Raw genomic sequence first — 20,624 nt, 5'->3', positions numbered from 1 at the left:
GAACACGTGCATCATTGCGAGGTTGCCGGGCGACGGTGCTGACGAGGTGAACGGTGCGCGTGCGAAGAGGCGGGGTGTCCACGGCGGCCCTCTGTGTCCCCCTGCTCCTCGCCGCCTGCGGCCCCGCCGCCCCGGACGCCGGCCACGACACCCCCGCCCGCGTCGCCGGCGCTCCCGCCCGGCTCCCCGTCCCGCACGGCAGGGGCAGCAGCACCCCCGACGACTTCAACGGCGACGGTCACCGCGACCTCGTCATCGACGACCTGGTCAAGGAGCAGAGTCACGCCGACGACGCCGGTGTCGGGATCGTCTACGGCGGCCCGCACGGACTCGCGCCCGGCGCCCGGCAGTTGCTCAGCCCCCAGAAGCAGGCGGCACCCACCGAGGGACGACTCCCGGCCGTCTTCGACGCGGAGGAGAGCTGCGACCTGGACGGCGACGGCTTCACCGACCTCGTCGTGTCGACCGACCCGCCGTACGACGGCCAGGGCCGGCCCCCGGTGCCGCTGCAGCTCCTCTTCGGCTCCCCCGCCGGCCTGACCGGCCGCGCCGTGAAGCTGACCGTGCCGGACGCGGCCCGCTTCGGCAACGACTGGCCGGACCAGCCGGTGTGCGGCGACTTCGACGGGGACGGTAAGCAGGACCTGGTGCTGCACGCGTCCGGGGGCCGGCTGTCGTACCCGCGCGGCCCGTTCAGCCGCGGGGGCGCCCCGCGCGCGGCCGGCGCGCCTCTGGCCTCCCCCGGCGAGGTGCCCGTCGGCCCCGCGGCCGACGTCGACGGCGACGGCCGCGACGACCTGATCGTCCGCGGAGCGGAAGGCACCGCGGTGTCCGCGCTGGTCCTCGGCGGCCCCGGCGGCCCGACGCGCACCGGAGCCGTCCTTCCCGCCGGCACCGATGTCGCCCTCGGCCGCTTCGGCAGGGGCGCGGCGCTGGACGCGGCGGTCGGCGGCACGGGGAAGACGTCCCTGCGCTACGACCTCCCGGTAGCCGCGCGGGCCACGCTCGCCGCCCCGGGCCCGATACTCGGCGCCGCCGACTTCGACGGCGACGGCCGCGACGAACTCGTCGCCGGCGCCTCCCGGCTGCGCCTCTTCCACGCCGGCACGGCCGGTCTCTCGGCGAAGGACGCGGTCACCGTCGTACCGCCCGCACCCGGCACGACCCGTGTCCTCGCGGCCGCCGACTTCGACGGGGACGGGCGGGCGGACCTGGTGGTGCGGACGTACCGGGGCGAGACGAAGGACACGGTCGCCGTGTACCGGGGGACGAAGAGGGGGCTTCTGGAGGCCGAGCCGGCCGTGACCTTCTCCAGCTCGGAGTTCCGCACGCCGTAGCCGTGACCACTCAGGTCACAGCAGCATCAAAAAGTTACCGAACTCCTGTACAACCCTTACCCCCCGGCGCCTGTCTCCTGATCACCGAACGCTCCGTGAACCGTGGGACAACACACGACGAACACGGACGTCCGCACCCCATCGACTGGGGACGCCCCGCCAGGCGTTCCCGCATGCCGCAGGAGAAACACGCATGCACAAGCCTCTGCGACTCGCCCTCGCGACGGCCGGCGCCGCCGCGCTGACGGGCGGTCTGCTCACGTTCTCGGCCGTGACCGCCACGGCCGCCGACTCCACAAGCGTCCCGCAGGCCGACTTCAACGGCGACGGGGTCGGCGACACGGCCTTCTCCGCCCAGGGCGCCTACGTGGGCGGCAAGAAGGCGGCCGGCCAGGTGGTCGTCCTCTACGGCTCCGACGCCGGCGTCTCCTCCGCCAAGCGCTCCACGATCAGCCAGAACACCGCCGGCAGCCCCGGCACCGCCGAGACCGGCGACTACTTCGGCACGGACACCGCGTACGCCGACTTCAACAGCGACGGCTACGACGACCTCGCGGTCGGCTCCCCCGGCGAGGACGTGGGCAGCGACACCGACGGCGGCACCATCGCCATCCTGTGGGGCTCGGCCTCCGGCATCACCGGCAAGGGCGTCACGGTCGCCGACCCGGCCCCCACCGCGCACGACCTCTGGGGCAAGAACCTCGCCGCCGGTGACTTCGACGGCGACGGCAAGGCCGACCTGGCCGTCGGCAGCTCCGCCGCCACCATCTACGTCCTCAAGGGCGGCATCAACGCCTCGGGCACTCCCGGTGGCAAGTACACGATCAAGCCCCCGATCATGGGCAGCGACGCGAACGGCCCGCTCAACCTGACCGCCGGCAACATCAACGGCGGCCAGGAGACGGACCTGGTCGTCGACGGCTTCGAGACCGACACCGCCGCCGGCTGGAACCGCAACTACTACATCCCCGGCGGGGTGAACGGCCTCCACATGTCCGAGGCGATGACACTCAAGCCCGGCGTGATCACCGCTGTCGGTGACATCGACCACGACGGCTACGGCGACGTCGTCAGCGGCGCCTACTGGAACCCCACCACCGAGGACGGCACCTCCGTGCCCGACTCCGGCAAGGGCGGCAAGGTCTGGGTGACGTACGGCTCCGACGGCGGCCCCCTCACCCCCAGCTCCACCGGCATCACCCAGGACACGGGCAACGTCCCCGGCACGGCCGAGGGCAACGACTTCTTCGGCTACGAGCTCGACCTGGGCGACGTCAACGGCGACGGCTTCCTCGACCTCGCGATCGGCGTGGCGGGCGAGAACATCGGCAGCGCGACGAACACCGGCGCCGTCACCGTCCTCTACGGCACCTCGAGCGGCCTGAACACCGACTCGGGCGCCCAGTTCTTCGCCCAGTCCAGCGCGGGCGTGCCCGGCAACGACGAGGACGACGACTACTTCGGCCAGGACGTCAAGCTCGACGACGTCACCGGCGACGGCAAGGCCGACCTGCTCGTCGGCTCCGAGGAGAACGCCGGCAACGGCGCGGTGACCTACCTGCCCTCCGACGGCACGAAGATCATCACCGCGGGCTCCCGCAGCGTCTCCCCGAGCGCCTCGGGCGTCTCCACGACGGGCACGCCGTACTTCGGCGCCAACTTCGCCGACTGAGCACCCCCTCCACAGGCCGGGCCCGCCCGCGGGCCCGGCCTCTTCCTTCGTCCCGGAGCCCCGCCTTGCGCACCCGCACCCTCCTGCTGGCAGCCACCCTGACCACCGGCCTGCTCACCGCCCTGCCCGCCACGGCGGCCACCGCCGCCCCCGCCCGCTTCTCGGACGACTTCAACGGCGACGGCTACCGCGACCTGGTCACCGCCGCCCCCTCGGCCACGGTCGGCGGAAAGGCCCGGGCGGGTGCGGTGGTCGTGAACTACGGCTCCAAGTCCGGGATCAGCGCCTCCCGGCACACGGTGATCACCCAGAACACCGCGGGCGTCCCGGGCACCGCCGAGACGGACGACGAGTTCGGCGCCGCTCTGGCCTCCGGCGACCTCAACCGCGACGGCTACGCCGACCTCGTCGTGGGCACCCCGGACGAGAACGGCGGCGCCGGCACCGCGGTCGTCGTCTGGGGCGGGAAGACCGGCCTCTCCGGCGCCTGGACCGTCCCCGGCCCCGGGTCCTCGGCGGCACACGACCAGTACGGCCTGACCCTGGCGGTCGGCGACTTCACCGGCGACGGGCGTGCCGACCTCGCCGTGGGCAGCCTCGGCAAGGACGTGTGGGTCCTCAGGGGCGGCTTCACCAAGGCCTCCGGCGCCGCGTCCCGCTTCGTGCTGCGGACCGAGCTGGAGGCCGGTGTCATCCACGGCGCCCAGGGCCTGGCCGCCGCCGACGTCAACGGGGACCACATCGACGACCTGGTGATCAGCGGCACCGACGAGCGGACGTACGACGACGGCCAGCTGGTCTACACGGGCTCGGCGGACCCCGCCACGCCCCTGTCCCTGCAGACCTTCGTGCACAGCGGCGCCTGGCGCACGGCCGCCGTCGGCGACCTCAACGGCGACGGCTACGACGACGTGGTCGCGGCCACCGCCCCCGGCTCGGTCTCCGCGAACGACGGCGGCTCGGTCCGCGCCTACCTGGGCGGCGCGAGCGGCCTGCGCACCACGCCCCAGGCGACGATCACCCAGAACAGCCCCGGCGTCCCCGGCACCGACGAGCACGAGGACTGGTTCGGCCACTCCCTCTCCGTCGGCGACGTCAACGGCGACGGGTACGCGGACGTGGCCGTCGGCGCGATCTACGAGGCCATCGGTCCCGACTGGCAGACCGGCGCCGTCACCTTGCTGCGCGGCTCGGCCGCGGGCCTGACCGGCACCGGCGCGCAGTCCTTCTCCCAGGACACGGCCGGCGTCCCCGGCTCCGCCGAGGACAACGACTTCTTCGGCTCGGCGGTCCGGCTGTCCGACCTGAACGGCGACGGCAGGGCGGACCTGTCCGTCGGCGCCCACGGGGAGAACGACTCCGACGGCGCGGTGTGGAGCCTGCGCGGCTCGGCCTCCGGCATCCGGACCACGGGCGCGGTGTCCTTCGGCCCGGCGGCGACCGGCGTCCCGGCCACGGGCCACCCGCATCTGGGCCGCCTGATGGGCCAGTGAAGGGCTCGATGAAGCGCGGGTGAAGGGCCGGTGGAACCGGGGGAATCCCTGGCACGTCCCCTGACGGTCCCTTAGGGGATGTCACAGGTCGGCCGCAAAGCCGGGTCCGTACCCCTGGGCCCGGCACGTCACTCTCCGGGACCAGGTACGTTCGATGACGTGGCTGGATTCAGGAACGGACGCGGGGGCCGGGACAACCGCACCCCCCAGGGACAACAGGCTCCGCAGGGACCGTCGTACGGGCACGGACAGGGTCGCGGACCCGGCGGCCGGGGCCAGGGCCAGGGCTACGGACAGCCCGGAGGCCGGCCCCCGGGCCCGTCGTACGGCTACCCGTCGGCGCCGCAGCCGTCGTACCCGCCGCAGGGGCAGTCGTACGGCTACCCGGGCCAGGCCGACGACGGACCGGAGTACTTCGGCGACGGCGGCCACCCGGGCCAGGCGCACGGCGGCCACGATCCGTACGCCGCGAACAATCCGGGCCACACCCAGGCCTTCTCCGTCGACGAGGCCGCCGGCTACACCCAGGGCGCGACCTACCACGCCGGCTCGGCCGCCCCGTCCGGACCGACCGGCCCGCCGCTGCACTGGAAGGAACTGCTGAAGGGGATCATCCTCTCCCCGGCCCCGACCTTCCTGCGGATGCGGGACTACACGATGTGGGCCCCGGCCCTGATCGTCACGTTCCTCTACGGCCTGCTCGCCGTCTTCGGCTTCGACGGTGCCCGCTCGGACGCGATCAACGCGACGCTGTCCAACGCGGTCCCGATCGTCCTGATCACTGCCGTCGCGCTGGTCATAAGCTCCTTCATCCTGGGCGTGGTCACCCACACCCTGGCCCGCCAGCTCGGCGGCGACGGCGCCTGGCAGCCCACGGTCGGCCTGTCCATGCTGATCATGTCCCTCACGGACGCCCCCCGCCTGGTCTTCGCCATGTTCTTCGGCGGCGACGCGGGCTTCGTCCAGCTGCTCGGCTGGGCCACCTGGATCGGCGCGGGCGCCCTGCTGACGCTGATGGTCTCCCGGTCCCACGACCTGCCCTGGCCGAAGGCGCTGGGCGCGTCGGCGATCCAGCTGATCGCGCTGCTGTCGATAGTGAAGCTGGGCACGTTCTAGACGTGACGACGAGAAGAAGGGCCCTTGACACTGTGCCGGGGGCCCTTCTCGCGTAACCGCGGTTGTCGCCGCTGCTGTCGCCGCCTAGGCGTCGAGGACCTGTCCGGCCCGCTTCACCACGGGAGGCAAGACGCTCCACGGGAAGTTGATCCACTCGTCGGTGCGCTTCCAGACGTACTCGCACTTCACGAGGGAGTGGGACTTCTCATAGATCACAGCGGAGCGCACCTCGGCGACGGTGTCGAGGCAGAAGTCGCGCACGAGCTTGAGCGTCTTGCCGGTGTCCGCGACGTCGTCGGTGATGAGCACCTTCTTGTCGGAGAAGTCGATGACGTTGGGGACGGGCGCCAGCATGACGGGCATCTCGAGCGTCGTCCCGACGCCGGTGTAGAACTCGACGTTCACGAGGTGGATGTTCTTGCAGTCGAGGGCGTAGGCGAGCCCGCCGGCGACGAAGACACCCCCGCGCGCGATGCTGAGCACGATGTCGGGCTCGTACCCGTCGTCGGCGATGGTCTGCGCCAGCTCACGGATGGCGGCACCGAACCGCTCGTAGGTCAGGTTCTCCCGTACGTCACTCATGTCGTCGTCGACCTCACACCTGGGTCCGATGGAAGTTCTGGAAGGACCGCGAGGCGGTCGGCCCGCGCTGGCCCTGGTACCGGGAGCCGTACCGCTCGCTGCCGTACGGGAACTCGGCGGGCGAGCTGAGCCGGAACATGCACAACTGGCCGATCTTCATCCCCGGCCAGAGCTTGATCGGCAGGGTGGCGAGGTTGGACAGCTCCAGGGTCACGTGACCGCTGAACCCCGGGTCGATGAACCCGGCGGTGGAGTGTGTGACGAGCCCCAGCCGCCCGAGCGAGCTCTTGCCCTCCAGCCGCGAGGCGAGATCGTCCGGCAGCGTGATGACCTCGTACGTGCTGGCCAGCACGAACTCACCGGGGTGCAGGATGAACGGCTCGTCGCCCTCGGGCTCGACCAGTCGCGTCAGGTCGGCCTGCTCGACGGCCGGGTCGATGTGGGGGTACCGGTGATTCTCGAACACCCGGAAAAAACGGTCGAGACGCACGTCGATGCTCGACGGCTGCACCATGGATTCGTCGTAGGGATCGATGCGCACCCGCCCGGCGTCGATCTCGGCCCGGATGTCCTTGTCTGAGAGAAGCACGTCCCGAGGATACGCAAGGCGCGCGGAGCCATGACAATCGTGACGACTCCGCGCGCCTCTCGATCTTGCAACGCCCAGCCCGCTACCGCTTCTGCAGGGTGACCGGCACCGCACTGCGGAGCCGGGCGCACTGCGGACACCTCACCAGCCGGCCGGGGCCGAGCCGCTCGGCCTGCTGCATCGGGAACGAAGCGGTGCTGAACACGTGCCCGTCCGCACAGCGAACGACGGTGCGTTCCATCAAGTCCCTCAAGTCCCTTCCCCAAGAGCCGCATCCGGCTTACTGCCCTGACGACAAAAGCCACATTACGGGATCAAAGAGGCGACTCTCCAGGCGGCGCTCCGGCCCCACCCGGACCCACTCCAACACCTCCACCGTACGCCCCAACTCGCGTGCCCCGCACGGGGATCCCACCCCTGGGACCCACCCCCGACACACCCCCAACGCACACGGACCCCGCGGTCCGAGCACCGGGGGTCCGTGATGAGGTACAGTGAGCGAGCGTTCGGACATCAACTCAGCGGAGTCGAACTGTCCGTATTACGCGGGTGTAGTTTAATGGTAGAACATCAGCTTCCCAAGCTGAGAGCGCGAGTTCGATTCTCGTCACCCGCTCCAGAGAGAAACCCCAGGTCAGCGGCCTGGGGTTTGCTTGTTGTCTAGTCCAATTCGGGGCGCGCGCGGGCGCCAATTTCGGCGATCCGCCCTCGAACGTCTCAAATAGCGAGACGCAGCGGTCGCCAACCGGCCCGTCTACGTCGCCATCGGCATCAACCTCCAGGGCGAACGCGACGTGCTGGGCATGTGGGTGGGTACCGGCGGCGAGGGCGCCAAAGCCTGGATGACCTGTCTGACGGAGCTGAGGAACCGCGGCGCGCAGGACGTACTCATCGCCTGCTGCGACGGCCTGAAGGGCCTGCCGGACTCGATCCAGAACATCTGGCCGCTGGAACATGATCGAGTCCCTCAACTCCCGCTTCCGGCAGGCCACCCGGCGCCCGCATCACCGACTACTGACACCACCCGTCACACCGGGCTTGCACAAAGAAGAAGACACCCCCGCGCCTGGCGTTCGCCGTGCCGTGCTCCGCGGCGGACGGGAAGCGGTCGAGGCGGAAAAAAATCTGTGGCTCTTCGCGGCAACCTTTTCGGCCTCTCGGACCACTCAGTGTTGTCCGGCCAGGTGGTCCGGTCAGATGCACGGCTGAAAGAGAGCACAGGCATGCCCCTTGAAGGAGAGCACAGAGATGTCCCCAGGCCGCCCACGCCATCGGTGGCGCCCCGCGCCGGCGGCCGCGGTGCCGACGGCCACGCCCGCGGTGGTCACCCGAAGCATCGTGGCCGCCGGTTGCTCGCGCGTCGGGGTTTCTGGGCGGGCCTCGTCATGGTGGTCGTGGCCGGCTCGGCTGTCGTGGTCAGCCAGGCTTCGGCGCAGCAGACCCTGGATCTGAAGAAGTGGTACGTGCTGGTCAACCGCAACAGCGGCAAGGTGCTGGACGACCGCGGCTTCGCCGCGAACGACGGCGCGGCGGTGGTGCAGTGGGCGCGCCACGGCGGGGCCAACCAGCAGTGGCGGTTCATCGACGCGGGTGACGGGTACTACCGGCTGCAGAACCGGAACTCCGGCAAGGTGCTGGACGACCTCGGCTGGTCGAAGACCGCCGGCTCCGCCATCGTGCAGTGGAAAGACCTGAACGGCACCAACCAGCAGTTCAAACTGGCCGAGTCGTCGGACGACCACGTGCGTTTGATCAATCGCTTCAGTGGCATGGCCGTCGGGGTCCACAACGCCGCCAAGGCTGATGGGGGCGACGTCGTCCAGGATCGCGACCGGGGCGGCGCCGATCAGCAGTGGCAACTCGTCCCGGCCGGGAGTGTCGGCACGCAGCCGTCGTCTCCCACGCCCGGTGACGCCGGCTCGACGACACGCTTCATGGGCAGCAGCACGGTGCTCATCGGCGGCTCGGTGTCCGACGCCTCGGCGGCCGCCGCGCCGTTCGACGTGCGGTACGCCTATGTGCACAGCCAGCCCGCGCCCTCGTCGGACTACTACTCGGCAGCGCGCTGCCACGACGGGTGGTCGGGCTGGTGGGGCTGCTGGACCGGCAGCACCACGGCGCCCGGCACTTACGTGACCTATCGGGACACCGTGGCGGCCCAGGCGACGTACAAGGGCAGCCCGCGTCCGCAGAAGATGCTCTGGACCTGGTACTCGTTGCGCGACCTCGGGGATGCGGCAGGCGAGGGCGACGGCCCGGGCGAGGTCAAGGCCATCAACAGGACCGACCTGCTCACCCGCTACCTGAACGACTACCGTTTCTTCCTCCAGAAGATCGGCACGTCGCACGACGCGATCGACCTTGAGCCCGACTTCTGGGGCTACGTCCGGTCGCTCGGCAATCCGCACCACGTCGCCGCGCAGGTCTCGGGCGCAAATCCGACGGATTGTGGATCGCAGGAGAACAGCGCCGCCGGACTCGCCCAGTGCCTGATCTCGATGGCGCACAAGTACGCGCCGAACACCGCCGCGGGGCTGCACCTTTCCTGCTTCGACTGGCAGACCAACACACAGGCATGCGTCAAGGACTACGCGGACCTCGGAGCGAAGAACGCCGACTTCCTGGTCACCGATGTGTCGGACCGCGACGCAGGCTGGTACGCACAGCCGGCCCACGGCGGCAGTGACCACTTCTGGACCGACCAGAAGGCCGCCGCCGCGCTGCAGTTCTACAAGACGATGGCCGAGTCCGTGGGCAAGCCGGTGGTCCTGTGGCAGATCCCCGTGGGCAACATGGCGCAGAACAACACCCTCAACCATTACAAGGACGACAAGGTGGACTGGTTCTTCGCACACATGGGCCAGGTCGCGAACGCCCATGTCGCCGGGCTGCTCTTCGGTCCAGGGCAGCAGGAACAGACCACGGCCGAGACCGACGGCGGAAACCTGATCAAGAAGACGATCGCGTACCACAACTCGGGCGGCACGCCGCTCAAGTAGGCAAGGCTGATGAAATGCGCCCCCATCTCTTCGATGGGGGCGCATTTCGTCCTCTTCGTCGGGCTGAGGACTTCTCGGTCGGCGCCGGCCATGCCGCCGTCGGTGCGGGCGCCGATCGAGGCGGCCTCGGCGAAGGGGATGATGGTGTTGACAGGTGACGGCAGAACGCCGATCCGGGACGCCGGCACCCACGCCGCGCAGGATCAGGAGCACACCCGTCTGCCGGACAAGCCCCTACGGGCCTCCGTCTGCTCCACAAAAGAGTGGAACCCCAGCCGACACACGGCTGGGGTTCCTTGGGGCGATATCGGTCAGCAGGGGCAGTTGCGGGTCAGCGCTGCAGGGTGAGGAGGCCCGGCCGCCACGGCAGTCGGTCGTAGGGGCCGGTCGCGGTGGGGGACTTGCCCTGGTAGAGGAACTGCAGGTTGCAGGGGTCGATGGTCATGGTCTGGTCGGGGTTGTTGCGGACCAGGTCGCCGTGGCTGATGTCGTTGGTCCAGGTGGCACCGCTGTTGGCCTTGCCGGCGAAGGAGTTGCTCTCGCCGGCGGCCTGCGGGGTCCACGAACCGCTCAGGCTGGAGGCCGTGAAGGAGCGGAAGTAGCGCTGCTCATTCGCACCCCGCGCCTCGACGATCATGAGGTACTGGCTCTGCCCCTGGACCTTGTAGACCTGCGGCGCCTCGAACAGGTTCTTCTCGGTATCGCTCATGACCGTCGTGTACGACGAGCCGAAGTTGCCCGGGAAGTTCCCGATCGGCATGCTCGCCCGGTAGATCTTGCCGTTGTCACCGGCGAAGAACAGGTACATGTTCTGGTCGTCGGCGATCAAGGTCTGGTCGATCGGGCCGGTGGAGGATTCGGTGCGGGGGATGCTGCCGGTGAACAGCGGCTGCGGCGCGGACCAGCCGTCGGGGTTGCTGGGGTCGCTCGACGTGCGGTAGACGAAGGGCCACGGACCCCACTGGTACGCCAGCACCCAGATCTTCTTGGGGGCGAAGTAGAACAGGGTGGGCGCAACCGCCTTCTGGCTCATCCCGGTCTGGCCGGCCGAGGCCATGTCCGACCAGTTCGTGAAGGGCTTGAACATCATCGAGCCGTACGACGACCCCGACACGTTCGACGCGTAGACCAGGTGCTTGCCGTTGTACGTCACGTCGGTGAAGTCCTTCACCGCGTCCCACCCGTTCGCCGGCTGCGCCAACGCACCCGTCGACGACCACCGGTACGTCGACGGAAGAGCACATGCGGCGCCCGTCGGCGCGGGCGTCGAAGTCCTGAGGTGCCAGTGCTGGTGGGCGCCGCCGCCCGAGTCCCAGATCTGGACGGGAGTGCCGTTGGCGGTCCGACCGCCGGGGATCTCCAGCGCCCGGCCGCTTGCGACGTTGGTCAGTGTGTAGGAGCCGTCGCTGTTGCGGTCGGCCCGCCAGTGCTGGTTGGCGCCGCCGCCCGAGTCCCAGACCTGCATCCTCGTCCCGTTGCCCGTCTGGTTGCCCGGCTCCTCCAGTACTCGGCTGCTGGCGACGTTGGTCAGCGTGTAGGAGCCGTCGCTGTTCCGGCCGGCCCGCCACTGCTGATTGGAGGCACCACTGGCGTCCCACACCTGGAGCGGGGTGCCGTTGCCGTTGTATCCCGCGGGCTCGTCGAGAACGCGTCCGGCGGCCACGTCGGAGAGCGTGTAGACCGTGCCGGAGGTGATGTCCCCGCCCGGCATGCCGTCACTGTTGCCGCCCAGGGCGGTGAGCACCGCGTTGTAGGCGGGCTTCTTGTTGCCGCCCGCGTCGAACAGCAGCGGGTTCTCACCGGTGCGCCACGAGTCGCTGTCGCGGATGCCCCACAGCGTGATGCCCGTGCAGCGGGCGACGTTCACGCACGCCTGGACGGCGCCTGCGTACGCCGTCGGTGACGCCTGGGCGATGTCGAGCTCGGTGATCTGGACGTCCACGCCGAGCGCGGCGAACTTGGACAGAGTGGTCCGGAAACTGGCCGGCGGGCCGCCCGCGCCGAAGTGGCTCTGGAAGCCGACGCAGTCGATGGGCACACCGCGGGACTTGAAGTCCTTGACCATCGCGTAGACGCCCTGGGTCTTGGCGTCGGTCCAGTTCTCGATGTTGTAGTCGTTGTAGCAGAGCTTGGCGGAGGGGTCAGCGTTCCGGGCGGTGCGGAAGGCTTCCTCGATGAAGCCGTTGCCCAGCACGTCCTGGAAGACCGAGCTGCGGTGCTGACCGCTGCCGCCGTCGGCGAACGCCTCGTTGACCACGTCCCAGGCGTAGATCTTGCCCTTGTAGTGGGTCATCTCGGTGGTGATGTGGTTGTCCATCACGCTGCGCAGGGTGTTGGCGTCGGTGATGGACTTGACCCAGCCGGGCAGTTGGGAGTGCCACACCAGGGTGTGGCCGCGCATCCGCCGGCCGTGCGCGGCGGCGTGGCCGACGATCGAATCGGCCGGGCCGAAGTTGAAGTTCCCGCGGGACGGTTCGGTGGAGTCCCACTTCATCTCGTTCTCCGGGGTGATCATGTTGAACTCCCGGTCGAGAATGGTGGAGTACGTCGCGTCGCCGAGCCTGCCCGAGGACGCTGCCGTACCGAAGTAGCGGCCACTGCCGGCCGCTGCACCGGCCAGGGTCGGCGTGCGGGCATTCGGCGTGTGTGCGGCCTGGGCGACCAGGGGTGCGGCGGCACCCGCGGCGGCGAGGACCACGGCGGCGGCGAGCACGCGGCGGGTAGCCGGACGGCGGCGATGAGAGCGGTTCTGATCTGACAAGGGCATGTCCTTCTGGCACAACGGGCCTTGATCCGGCCCTGGTTACCCGCCAGTTGCCGCCACGTGCACAAAGGTTGCCGCGATCGCGGGAAGAATTTTCACGGCCGCTGTCACCGACCACGGACGCCACCTATGCCGACTGGACCCCGTACCCGCAGTTCGGGTACTTGTTCTCCCATCGAGCTGGGCAGCAGGCGGGACTCCTCCCCTTGCCGCCCAGCGGCGGTCACCGGGTCGGGACGAACCCTCCCCGGACCGACGCGGAGCCGCCCGAACCCTGCGCGTCGACGCGGTAGCCGTCGCCCGCGGCACTGCGCACGCCGGTGCCGTGGTTGAACTGGGCGGCGAACTCATAGCTCCCGGCCGGCACGGTCAGGCCCGGCTTGAGGACCCAGCGGTAAACCAGCGTGCCGCCGGCCTCCTGGGCGGTGACGGTGAAGTCACCACTCGGCAGGGTCTGCCAGGTGCCGGTGTTGCGCACCCCGCCGGTCTGCGCGAAACGCATCTCGATCGTGAGCGAGGTGAGTGGCTGGGTCGTCTTGAGGGCGAGGTTGCTCTGCGTCCAGTAGACGGTGCTGTGCGGGTCCACCGAGCCGGCCGACCACAGCGGCCCGTTCTGGCTCTCGCCAGCGGTCGGCGATGGACTGGTGGCCGACGGAGTCGGGCGCGTGCTGCCCGGGGTGGTGGCCGGGGCCGGCGCGACGGGGGTGGGGCGGCCCGGTGTCGGGTGCGGGGAACTGACGGTCGGGGACGGGGTGGCAGGCGTGGTCACGGTGGCCGGCGGCGACGAGTGCGCGACGATGGCGGCGACGGCGAGGCCGCCGGTCGCCAGGATGCCGGTGGCGGCGATCCCGGCGAGCGCGACCCTGGTCCCGGACCTCGCGAACGACCGCGCGCGGTGACGGACGGCGGGGCCGGCCATGCCGCGTTGCACCCGGGCCAGCATCCTCGCACGGTCGGGCCCGTGGGCCTCGGCGGCCTCGCGCAGCCGACGGGCGATCTCCTCGTTCACCGGTTCCTCCTCCCTGCCACCAGGTCCCCGACCGCTCGTGCGCCCAGTATCCTTTGCAGTTCGGCCATTCCCTTCGAGGTCTGGCTCTTCACCGTACCGACCGATATGCCCAGCGCTGCCGCCGTGTCCTTCTCCGACAGGTCGAAGGCGTGCCGCAGCACCACGCAGGCGCGCTTGCGGAACGGCAGCCGGGCGAGCGCCGCGCGGACGTCCAGCACGGCCGCCATGTCCGGCCCCTCCACCTTCTCGGGGCTGCGGGACCAGAACAGCGTGATCCGGAGTCGCTCGCGCACCGCGCTGCGGATCCGTCCCCGCGCCAGGTTGGCCACCACACCGCGGGCGTAGGCGAGCGGGTGGTCGGCCTGCCGCAACCGGTCCCAGCGCTGCCACAGGGCGACCAGGGCATCCGCCGCGAGGTCGTCCGCCGCGTCGGTCTCGCCGGTCAGGAGGTGTGCTAGACGGGCGAGTTCGGCATAGTGGCGTTCGAAGAATTCGTGGAACTCCGCGGACGCGTCATCGAGGACCATCCCCCGGTCGCCCTCTCCTGGCAATGATGTGCGCGTTGGTTGCGCGTTGAACGATAGGGGCGGCAGCCTAACAGTGCCCAGCCCGGGACACGAACGGCTCTCGTGCTCGGTTGCGGGCCGGTGAAGGCTGACCGGCGGGCTGGTCAATGCGGGGCGAACTGGACGCCGGTCGGCTGCGCGACATCCGGCCGCACGGCGATGCCTTCGACGGTCAGCCGCTCCCCGTAGATGTCGGTGATCCTGCGCGTGACCAGTCCGCGCCTGCGCCACGGTTGCGGCGCGGCGTGCTTTGTTGCCCTCATGCCCGTCCATCCGGTAGTTCGACTCGGCCTTCCGGCTCCCAGTTGCCGCAGGGGACGAGAAGGTTGCCGCCCCGACGCTGATTTCCCGGCGACCGGTGCACGGCACGAAAGGGATCTGAAGAACATCGGATACGGCGGCAACCCTTCCCTCCCGAGCGGCCACCTAGGGGCGCACCGACCACGGCGAGCGCAGTCAGCTGCGCTACGCCCCCCGCAGCCACGCACTCGGGCGCTACGACAGAGCACATACACCCAGGTCAGAAGCTATCTGCCCCTGCAAGCGCCGTCGCTTCCCAAGCTGAGAGCGCGAGTGCGACTCTCGTCACCCGCTCCAGATTTGAGGCCCAGGTCCGAGACCCGGGCCTTTTTGAGCCAGTCCACCGAGTCGTAGACGGTATCGCAGTAGGGGTCGTGGACGTCCTTTCGCATGCGTTCCAGCTCGCCCGGCAGAGGCCGCCGTGTTCGCCTCATTCGTCCCCCGGTGCTCCGGGTGAGCCGAGTCGAGGCGGCCAGCAGGCCGGACGTGTCGGCGATGACGATGATCACGCTGCCGGTGGTGCGGCCACGGCCGAGCTGCAGGGCCCGACTCTTCTTCGGACACAGGGCGCCTCGGTCGCCCCGCCGGAATCGCCATGTGGCCTACGTCTCGCTTCGGGGGTCTCGGTGCTTTCGCCGGCATCTCGTCCGCCGATGACGACAGCGGCCGCGCACGAGCTGTCGAAGGAGGTCACAGCACTGTGAGCGGAGACGCTCGGCGGCAATACCGCAGCCCGGAAGACAATATCTGTGGCCGCAAAGTGAGAAATCGACGCGGCGCACGAGAAATATTCCTGAGGCGACAGACGGCGCGGAATTATTTATCGAGCGGGGCCGATGTCGACGTGCTACTGTCGACGTCAGTTGCAGGTGTGGTTGCCAGAAGGTTTTCCGACGGCTGATCATCACGGCGACACGGAATCCGCACAGGGCGTATTCCTGACACCGTCTCCGAAGGAGAATAAAATGGCTACTGGCACTGTGAAGTGGTTCAACGCGGAAAAGGGCTTCGGCTTCATCGAGCAGGACGGCGGCGGCGCCGACGTCTTCGCCCACTACTCGAACATCGCCACCCAGGGCTTCCGTGAGCTGCTGGAAGGCCAGAAGGTGTCGTTCGACATCGCGCAGGGCCAGAAGGGCCCGACGGCCGAGAACATCGTTCCCGCCTGACGCACCGGCACTGACGCAGACTTCGCCGCCGGGACCCGCACCTTGGGGTGCGGGTCCCGGCGTGCTTTATTTTCAGGGTGATTCGACCCTGTCATTTTCGGCTCGTTCTCGCGATTCTCTGCGCCGCTCATTTCGCTGCGGAAATTCCTTGATACGTGCCCACGTCGAGGAAGGTTCCGTATGAACCGCGCACGAACAACTCGCACGTACGACCGCTTCGGAGGGAGTGCTGCCGCAGGCCGCTCCGGCGTTCCGCGCCGTTCCAGCGGTCGCGGAAACCGGCGGCCCGCGCAGGGCGAGTTCGCGCTACCGAAGACGGTCACGCCGGCGTTGCCCGCTGTCGAGTCGTTCGCCGATCTCGTCATGCCGGCGCCGTTGCTGACCACGCTCGGCCAGGAAGGCGTGACCGTACCGTTTCCGATCCAGGCGGCGACTCTGCCGAACTCCCTGGCCGGCCGTGACGTACTCGGCCGCGGCCGCACCGGGTCGGGCAAGACCCTCGCCTTCGGCCTTGCCGTGCTGGCCCTTACGGCGGGCCGGCGCGCCGAGCCGCGCCGGCCACTCGCCCTCGTCCTCGTCCCCACCCGTGAGCTGGCCCAGCAGGTCACCGACGCGCTCACTCCCTACGCCCGCTCCGTGCGCCTGCGGCTCGCCACCGTCGTCGGCGGAATGCCCATCGGCAGGCAGGCCGGGGCGCTGCGCGCCGGTGCGGAGGTGGTCGTCGCGACGCCCGGTCGGCTCAAGGACCTCATCGACCGGGGCGACTGCCGGCTCGCCGACGTCGGCATCACGGTTCTCGACGAGGCCGACCAGATGGCCGACATGGGTTTCATGCCCCAGGTCACCGTCCTGCTCGACCAGGTGCGCCCCGAGGGCCAGCGGTTGCTCTTCTCAGCCACTCTGGACCGCAACGTCGACCTGCTGGTCCGCCGCTACCTGACCGACCCGGTGGTCCACTCCGTCGACCCGTCGGCCGGTGCCGTCACCACGATGAAGCACCACGTACTCCATGTGCATGACGCCGACAAGCACCGCACGACCACCGAAATCGCGGCCAGGGACGGCCGGGTCATCATGTTCCTGGACACCAAGCACGCCGTGGACCGGCTGACCGAGCACCTGCTGAACAGCGGTGTCCGCGCCGCGGCCTTGCACGGTGGCAGGTCCCAGCCGCAGCGCACCCGGACCCTGGCACAGTTCAAGGACGGTCACGTCACGGTCCTGGTGGCCACCAATGTCGCGGCCCGCGGCATCCACGTCGACAGCCTCGACCTGGTCGTCAACGTGGATCCGCCCAGCGACCACAAGGACTACCTGCACCGTGGCGGCCGTACGGCCCGCGCCGGCGAGTCCGGCAGCGTCGTCACCCTCGTGACCCCCGCCCAGCGCCGCGGCATGAGCCGGCTGATGGCTTCGGCCGGCATCACCCCGCACATCACCCCGGTCCGCTCGGGCGAGGCGGAACTGAGCCGCATCACGGGTGCCCAGGCGCCCTCCGGCGTCCCGGTGGTCATCACCGCTCCGGTCCTGGAACGCCCCCGCCGCGTGTCTTCGCCGTCCCGGGGCCGCCGGGGCCGCACCGGCCAGGGCCGAACCGCCGACGCGGGGACGCGCCGCAGGGCACAGCTGCGGAACGGCAGCGAATCGGTTGCCTAGCGCCCCGGCGCGGTGCCCGGACCACTGTGGTCTCCCTGGGACCGCAATGGTCCCGAAACCGAGGAACTCTTAGCGCAGGAGGCACCGTTGACGTCAATTCAGACGCAGTACCGCATGCAGGACCCCGCCCCCGTGACCCTGGCCGACGACATCGAAGCGTACGGGCCTCGGGTGTGCGACGACATGACCGTCGAGGTGGCTCTGGCCGTCATGGCGGGCGCCCGTGTCGAGTACCTGACCGTGTGCGACGGGGACGACCAGAGCACGGACTTGATCACTCGGGTCCGGCTCGCCGTTGTCCGCGACAGTCCCACGTACACGGACCGGATCCGGCTGCGGGACGTCCTCGAGGGATCGCCGCCCTCACCCGGCGCCCGCCCCGGCGACGCCGGCGGGTACGTCCGAGTCCCGGGCGTCCTCGCCTTCTCCCGCTGATCCGCCTCCCCCGGACAGCCCGGTTTCCTTCCCCCGCGACTCCTCCCCTGGAAGGCATCATGCGCTGCGTCATCGCCCGGTACCCGTTCGACCTCAGCAGGACCGGGGTGCTGGCCTCCATGAAGAGTGTCAGGCCCGAGATCGTCACGGGTGAGTCCGTGACGATCGGCCGCCGCCGCTACCCCGTCAAGCAGGTGGGTCAGGTCATCACGCGGCAGGACCGCCGCGACTTCACCGCCGGCGAAGTCACCCGGGCCATGGTGCGCCTCGGCTTCACCTGCCACGACCGCCCCGAGGCCGCGCCCGTGGGCGTTCCCACTCCGCTCCGGACCGCGTCGGCACTGCTCGGCGGCGCCGGCCCCATGGACGTATGAGCAAAGGCGCCAAACCGACCTGAGGATCCCGGTGGGGGCCCTGCCGACACGTGTCGGCAGGGCCCCCACCGCTGTCTCGTCGTCCGCCAGAAAACTCCTGGCCGGGCCGGGCCGGGACACGGGGCGGAGACAACGTCTCACCCGTCGAAGTAGCTGAGATCACCCACGGTCCATGCGCTGACGTCCTTGATCGCGACTCGGTACATGCCGCCCGTCTCCGGGATCCCGAGGCTGCCCTGCAGGATCCGGGCGAGATGGAAGTGCAGATGCGTGGGTGCCTCGCCGCGACCGGGCCGGTTCGCTCGCTGCCCGCGGGCGAAGACGTCCGAGAACGGGCCGAGACGGTCCGAGTCCTTCAGGACCTCCGCCACCCGCTCTCGCCACACGGCCTCAGGAGCCAGCCGACCAGTGATGACGGCACCGCCGACGACCACGGTCAGCGACATCTGATTGCTTCGCTCGGACTCCACCGCGGCGGAGATGGCGACGAGCAGCTCATCAGGGTTCGACATGACAGCAGAGCTTACGACTTGTGGGAGCCATTTTCGCAGGTGGCAAGTTTCTTCCTCCACTGGAAGGGTGAAATCTACCTTTGCCAGAGTAGACATTCCTTCCTGGCGTGGTTACGCTTCAACTTGTAGAGACGGTCGAACAAGACCCGCCAGACACGAACTGGCGGGTGGATGAAACGAAGTTCGCAGGTCAGTGCGGCTCTCGAGCCTCGAAGCCAAGGTGTTCCCAGGACGGTGACGGGACTGGGAGCCGCACTGGGCGGCTCGCACGTCGAGGAGCTGCCAACAGCGGTACCAGTTCCCCAGTGGTTGGTTCGACGAGGAACGGAGGAGCAGACGCCATCAGGATCGCCCGGGCCCGAGAAGCACTCGGCCCGGGTACCGCAAGACCCCGGAATGGATGGTGGTCCCCGGTCACGCAGCTGCGATCCCCCCGCTCCGCCCCTGCCGGACCGGGTAGCGGAAACAGAAGGTCGGCACAGCAGTAGGGCCGACAGATGGTGTTGAATTTCCTTCGGGGCCCTGGTGCCGTACGGCACCAGGGCCCCTCGACTGCGTTGCACAGCGAGGTGACATGACAGCAGACAACCCTCTTGATGATCGTCTGGATGACGACGACTACCCCGCATACACGATGGGCCGGGCAGCCGAGATGCTCGGAACCACCCCAGGCTTTCTCCGAGCCATCGGTGAGGCTCGCCTGATCACTCCGCTCCGCTCGGAGGGAGGACATCGCCGATACTCCCGCTACCAACTGCGGATTGCCGCTCGTGCCCGCGAGCTCGTCGACAGGGGGACTCCGATCGAGGCCGCCTGCCGCATCGTCATCCTTGAGGACCAGCTCGAGGAAGCTCAGCGCATCAACGAGGAGTACCGTCGCGCCACGAGTGAGGCGGCGGGCAGTTCCGGTTCCGGCTGATCACGCGGGTGCGGGCCGTATCCGAGTCCAGGAGATCCTCACCGTGCACGTGCGAAGGCTCTCCCTACCGGACCGCCGACCGAGCTCAGCCGAGCACAGTGCCGTTCGTGCACGTGCTCTGCCCACCGGTCATCGCGGCCCGTGCCCACAGCGTGCCCGTAAGAGCGGACAACCACGGTCAGCAGCGGTGCGATCGGACCCGCACGACCACCCGAGCACTGGCGGCGCGGCGCGGTACCGGGAGCGCCGAGATCACCGATGAGTGGCGTGACGGTGCCTGCGGCAGTACAGCACCGGTGGCCTCGCCGTGTATCGCGCCGAGGCCATCACGTCTCCGGACCCCAGTACTCCGGCCCGACGCCGCGCCAGTCGATCCACGGCACCTCCGCAACCTCCGCCGGGTCGATCTCCAGCCCGGCTCGGCGAAGAAACTCGGCGACGTCGACCACGTTGTGGGCCAGGCCGAGGATCTCACCATCCACGCGTACACGCCGGCCACCCGTCGGCGACGGCGGATGCACGATCACACGTATCGGGCCGGACATGCCTTCAGAATCATCCGGGATGTACGGCCCCGCATTCCGGCCCGTCATTCAGACGCCGACGTAGCTCGGTACGGCCAGGGCGCCTGGCGAGCTGCCACTAGGTAGCGCTCCATTCCTGGAGTCCCTGGGCCAGGTCGGCGCGAAACGATCGCATGGCTAAATTCAAGCACGTGTTCGATTTACTCGTCCATCGATGCTTCCAGGCAGCCGGCCATCTGGACACTCTGCCGAGAGTGGTCGGACACGCCCTCAAGCTGCCAGGACGGCCAGCGTTCGACGTCGGTCTGCAGCTTCCAGACTGTGCTCGGCGGCGCCTTGATCACGATGTCGGACTCGTGGCGGATGAGGGCGGTGGCATCGGCGCCTCGCCCGTCGCACCGGGCCGTACCGCCGTGGGATGCGGCCTGGGCGGTCGGGACGGTACTCGCGAGAACGCCGGCTACGGCGAGCCCGACCACGACCGCGGCCACACCCGCGCGGGGCCGGCGCCGGAGGGTGGGCGTGTGCGGGTGCAGGGGTCGGGGCTGCTGAGCGTGTGAGTTCGCCGGGGCGGTGCCGAACATGGTGCCCCTCGCTTCGTCGTGGTG

Annotated in this window: 20 protein-coding genes, 1 tRNA gene and 1 pseudogene; 12 read left to right on the top strand and 10 right to left on the bottom strand. The window is 69.6% G+C overall.

Annotated features, from left to right (window positions below):
• Positions 1-53 precede the first annotated feature (53 nt).
• From FB157_RS13750 to FB157_RS13735, 4 genes are all read left to right on the top strand, one after another.
• Positions 54-1,337, top strand: a complete 1,284-nt coding sequence (locus tag FB157_RS13750; protein WP_145879313.1) for a VCBS repeat-containing protein — start codon at positions 54-56, stop codon at positions 1,335-1,337.
• 193 nt (positions 1,338-1,530) lie between these two features.
• The gene (locus FB157_RS13745) at positions 1,531-3,009 is read left to right on the top strand and encodes a VCBS repeat-containing protein (RefSeq protein WP_145879311.1); all 1,479 of its coding nucleotides are present in this window, start codon (positions 1,531-1,533) and stop codon (positions 3,007-3,009) included.
• Between the two features lie 65 nt (positions 3,010-3,074).
• On the top strand, positions 3,075-4,502 hold the full coding sequence (locus FB157_RS13740; RefSeq protein WP_145879309.1) for an FG-GAP-like repeat-containing protein: 1,428 nt from the start codon (positions 3,075-3,077) through the stop codon (positions 4,500-4,502).
• 78 nt (positions 4,503-4,580) lie between these two features.
• Positions 4,581-5,618: a Yip1 family protein gene (locus FB157_RS13735; protein WP_145879308.1), complete on the top strand. Its 1,038-nt coding sequence runs from the start codon at positions 4,581-4,583 to the stop codon at positions 5,616-5,618.
• 84 nt (positions 5,619-5,702) lie between these two features.
• Here FB157_RS13735 and FB157_RS13730 read toward each other — a convergent pair whose 3' ends face one another.
• The 3 genes from FB157_RS13730 to FB157_RS47270 all read right to left on the bottom strand — a co-directional run bounded on the left by FB157_RS13730 (position 5,703) and on the right by FB157_RS47270 (position 7,030).
• On the bottom strand, positions 5,703-6,200 hold the full coding sequence (locus tag FB157_RS13730) for a phosphoribosyltransferase (RefSeq protein WP_145879306.1): 498 nt from the start codon (positions 6,198-6,200) through the stop codon (positions 5,703-5,705).
• Positions 6,201-6,213: 13 nt separating this feature from the next.
• Positions 6,214-6,789 (bottom strand): dCTP deaminase, encoded by a 576-nt coding sequence (gene dcd, locus FB157_RS13725; RefSeq protein WP_145879304.1) that lies wholly within the window; start codon positions 6,787-6,789, stop codon positions 6,214-6,216.
• Positions 6,790-6,871: 82 nt separating this feature from the next.
• Positions 6,872-7,030 (bottom strand): hypothetical protein, encoded by a 159-nt coding sequence (locus FB157_RS47270; protein ID WP_186581490.1) that lies wholly within the window; start codon positions 7,028-7,030, stop codon positions 6,872-6,874.
• Positions 7,031-7,334: 304 nt separating this feature from the next.
• Between FB157_RS47270 and FB157_RS13720 the strand changes: the two genes are divergently transcribed.
• The 3 genes and pseudogenes from FB157_RS13720 to FB157_RS13710 all read left to right on the top strand — a co-directional run bounded on the left by FB157_RS13720 (position 7,335) and on the right by FB157_RS13710 (position 9,788).
• A tRNA-Gly gene (locus FB157_RS13720) sits at positions 7,335-7,408 on the top strand.
• A gap of 106 nt (positions 7,409-7,514) precedes the next feature.
• A pseudogene (locus FB157_RS13715) lies at positions 7,515-7,739 on the top strand (transposase); the annotation flags it as partial.
• Positions 7,740-8,012: 273 nt separating this feature from the next.
• Positions 8,013-9,788: an RICIN domain-containing protein gene (locus tag FB157_RS13710; RefSeq protein WP_398946655.1), complete on the top strand. Its 1,776-nt coding sequence runs from the start codon at positions 8,013-8,015 to the stop codon at positions 9,786-9,788.
• Positions 9,789-10,119: 331 nt separating this feature from the next.
• Here FB157_RS13710 and FB157_RS13705 read toward each other — a convergent pair whose 3' ends face one another.
• From FB157_RS13705 to FB157_RS47265, 4 genes are all read right to left on the bottom strand, one after another.
• Positions 10,120-12,555: a non-reducing end alpha-L-arabinofuranosidase family hydrolase gene (locus FB157_RS13705; protein WP_261386298.1), complete on the bottom strand. Its 2,436-nt coding sequence runs from the start codon at positions 12,553-12,555 to the stop codon at positions 10,120-10,122.
• Positions 12,556-12,775: 220 nt separating this feature from the next.
• Positions 12,776-13,561 carry a hypothetical protein gene (locus tag FB157_RS13700; RefSeq protein WP_145879303.1) on the bottom strand — a complete coding sequence of 262 codons (786 nt, stop codon included), beginning with the start codon at positions 13,559-13,561 and terminating at the stop codon, positions 12,776-12,778.
• Positions 13,558-14,088, bottom strand: a complete 531-nt coding sequence (locus tag FB157_RS13695) for a SigE family RNA polymerase sigma factor (protein ID WP_145879301.1) — start codon at positions 14,086-14,088, stop codon at positions 13,558-13,560. The genes FB157_RS13700 and FB157_RS13695 overlap by 4 nt, the downstream gene beginning before the upstream one ends.
• A gap of 143 nt (positions 14,089-14,231) precedes the next feature.
• Positions 14,232-14,390: a hypothetical protein gene (locus FB157_RS47265; RefSeq protein ID WP_186581499.1), complete on the bottom strand. Its 159-nt coding sequence runs from the start codon at positions 14,388-14,390 to the stop codon at positions 14,232-14,234.
• Between the two features lie 1,002 nt (positions 14,391-15,392).
• Between FB157_RS47265 and FB157_RS13690 the strand changes: the two genes are divergently transcribed.
• From FB157_RS13690 to FB157_RS13675, 4 genes are all read left to right on the top strand, one after another.
• Complete coding sequence (locus FB157_RS13690) at positions 15,393-15,596, top strand: cold-shock protein (protein WP_028799214.1); 204 nt, start codon at positions 15,393-15,395, stop codon at positions 15,594-15,596.
• A 180-nt stretch (positions 15,597-15,776) separates the two neighbouring features.
• The gene (locus FB157_RS13685) at positions 15,777-17,252 is read left to right on the top strand and encodes a DEAD/DEAH box helicase (protein WP_186581489.1); all 1,476 of its coding nucleotides are present in this window, start codon (positions 15,777-15,779) and stop codon (positions 17,250-17,252) included.
• Positions 17,253-17,339: 87 nt separating this feature from the next.
• Positions 17,340-17,687: a CBS domain-containing protein gene (locus FB157_RS13680; RefSeq protein ID WP_385167425.1), complete on the top strand. Its 348-nt coding sequence runs from the start codon at positions 17,340-17,342 to the stop codon at positions 17,685-17,687.
• 59 nt (positions 17,688-17,746) lie between these two features.
• A complete protein-coding gene (locus FB157_RS13675; RefSeq protein ID WP_145879299.1) occupies positions 17,747-18,061 on the top strand; it encodes an SCO5918 family protein in 315 nt (104 codons plus the stop codon).
• Positions 18,062-18,198: 137 nt separating this feature from the next.
• Here FB157_RS13675 and FB157_RS13670 read toward each other — a convergent pair whose 3' ends face one another.
• Entirely contained in the window at positions 18,199-18,573 is a 375-nt protein-coding gene (locus tag FB157_RS13670) for a hypothetical protein (protein ID WP_145879298.1), read from the bottom strand.
• Between the two features lie 574 nt (positions 18,574-19,147).
• Here FB157_RS13670 and FB157_RS13665 point away from each other — a divergent pair.
• Positions 19,148-19,492 (top strand): MerR family transcriptional regulator, encoded by a 345-nt coding sequence (locus FB157_RS13665; RefSeq protein WP_145879296.1) that lies wholly within the window; start codon positions 19,148-19,150, stop codon positions 19,490-19,492.
• Positions 19,493-19,818: 326 nt separating this feature from the next.
• On the opposite strand, the gene FB157_RS13660 is transcribed toward FB157_RS13665, so the two are convergent.
• Positions 19,819-20,037 carry a hypothetical protein gene (locus FB157_RS13660; RefSeq protein WP_145879295.1) on the bottom strand — a complete coding sequence of 73 codons (219 nt, stop codon included), beginning with the start codon at positions 20,035-20,037 and terminating at the stop codon, positions 19,819-19,821.
• Between the two features lie 179 nt (positions 20,038-20,216).
• Positions 20,217-20,600: a hypothetical protein gene (locus FB157_RS49400; RefSeq protein WP_145879293.1), complete on the bottom strand. Its 384-nt coding sequence runs from the start codon at positions 20,598-20,600 to the stop codon at positions 20,217-20,219.
• Positions 20,601-20,624: the final 24 nt, after the last annotated feature.

Origin of the sequence: Streptomyces sp. BK340 (assembly GCF_007827595.1) — a bacterium.
Taxonomy (GTDB): Bacteria; Actinomycetota; Actinomycetes; order Streptomycetales; family Streptomycetaceae; genus Streptomyces.
The sequence above is the reverse complement of the archived record's forward strand: the minus strand, read 5'-3'. Positions and strand labels throughout refer to the sequence as shown.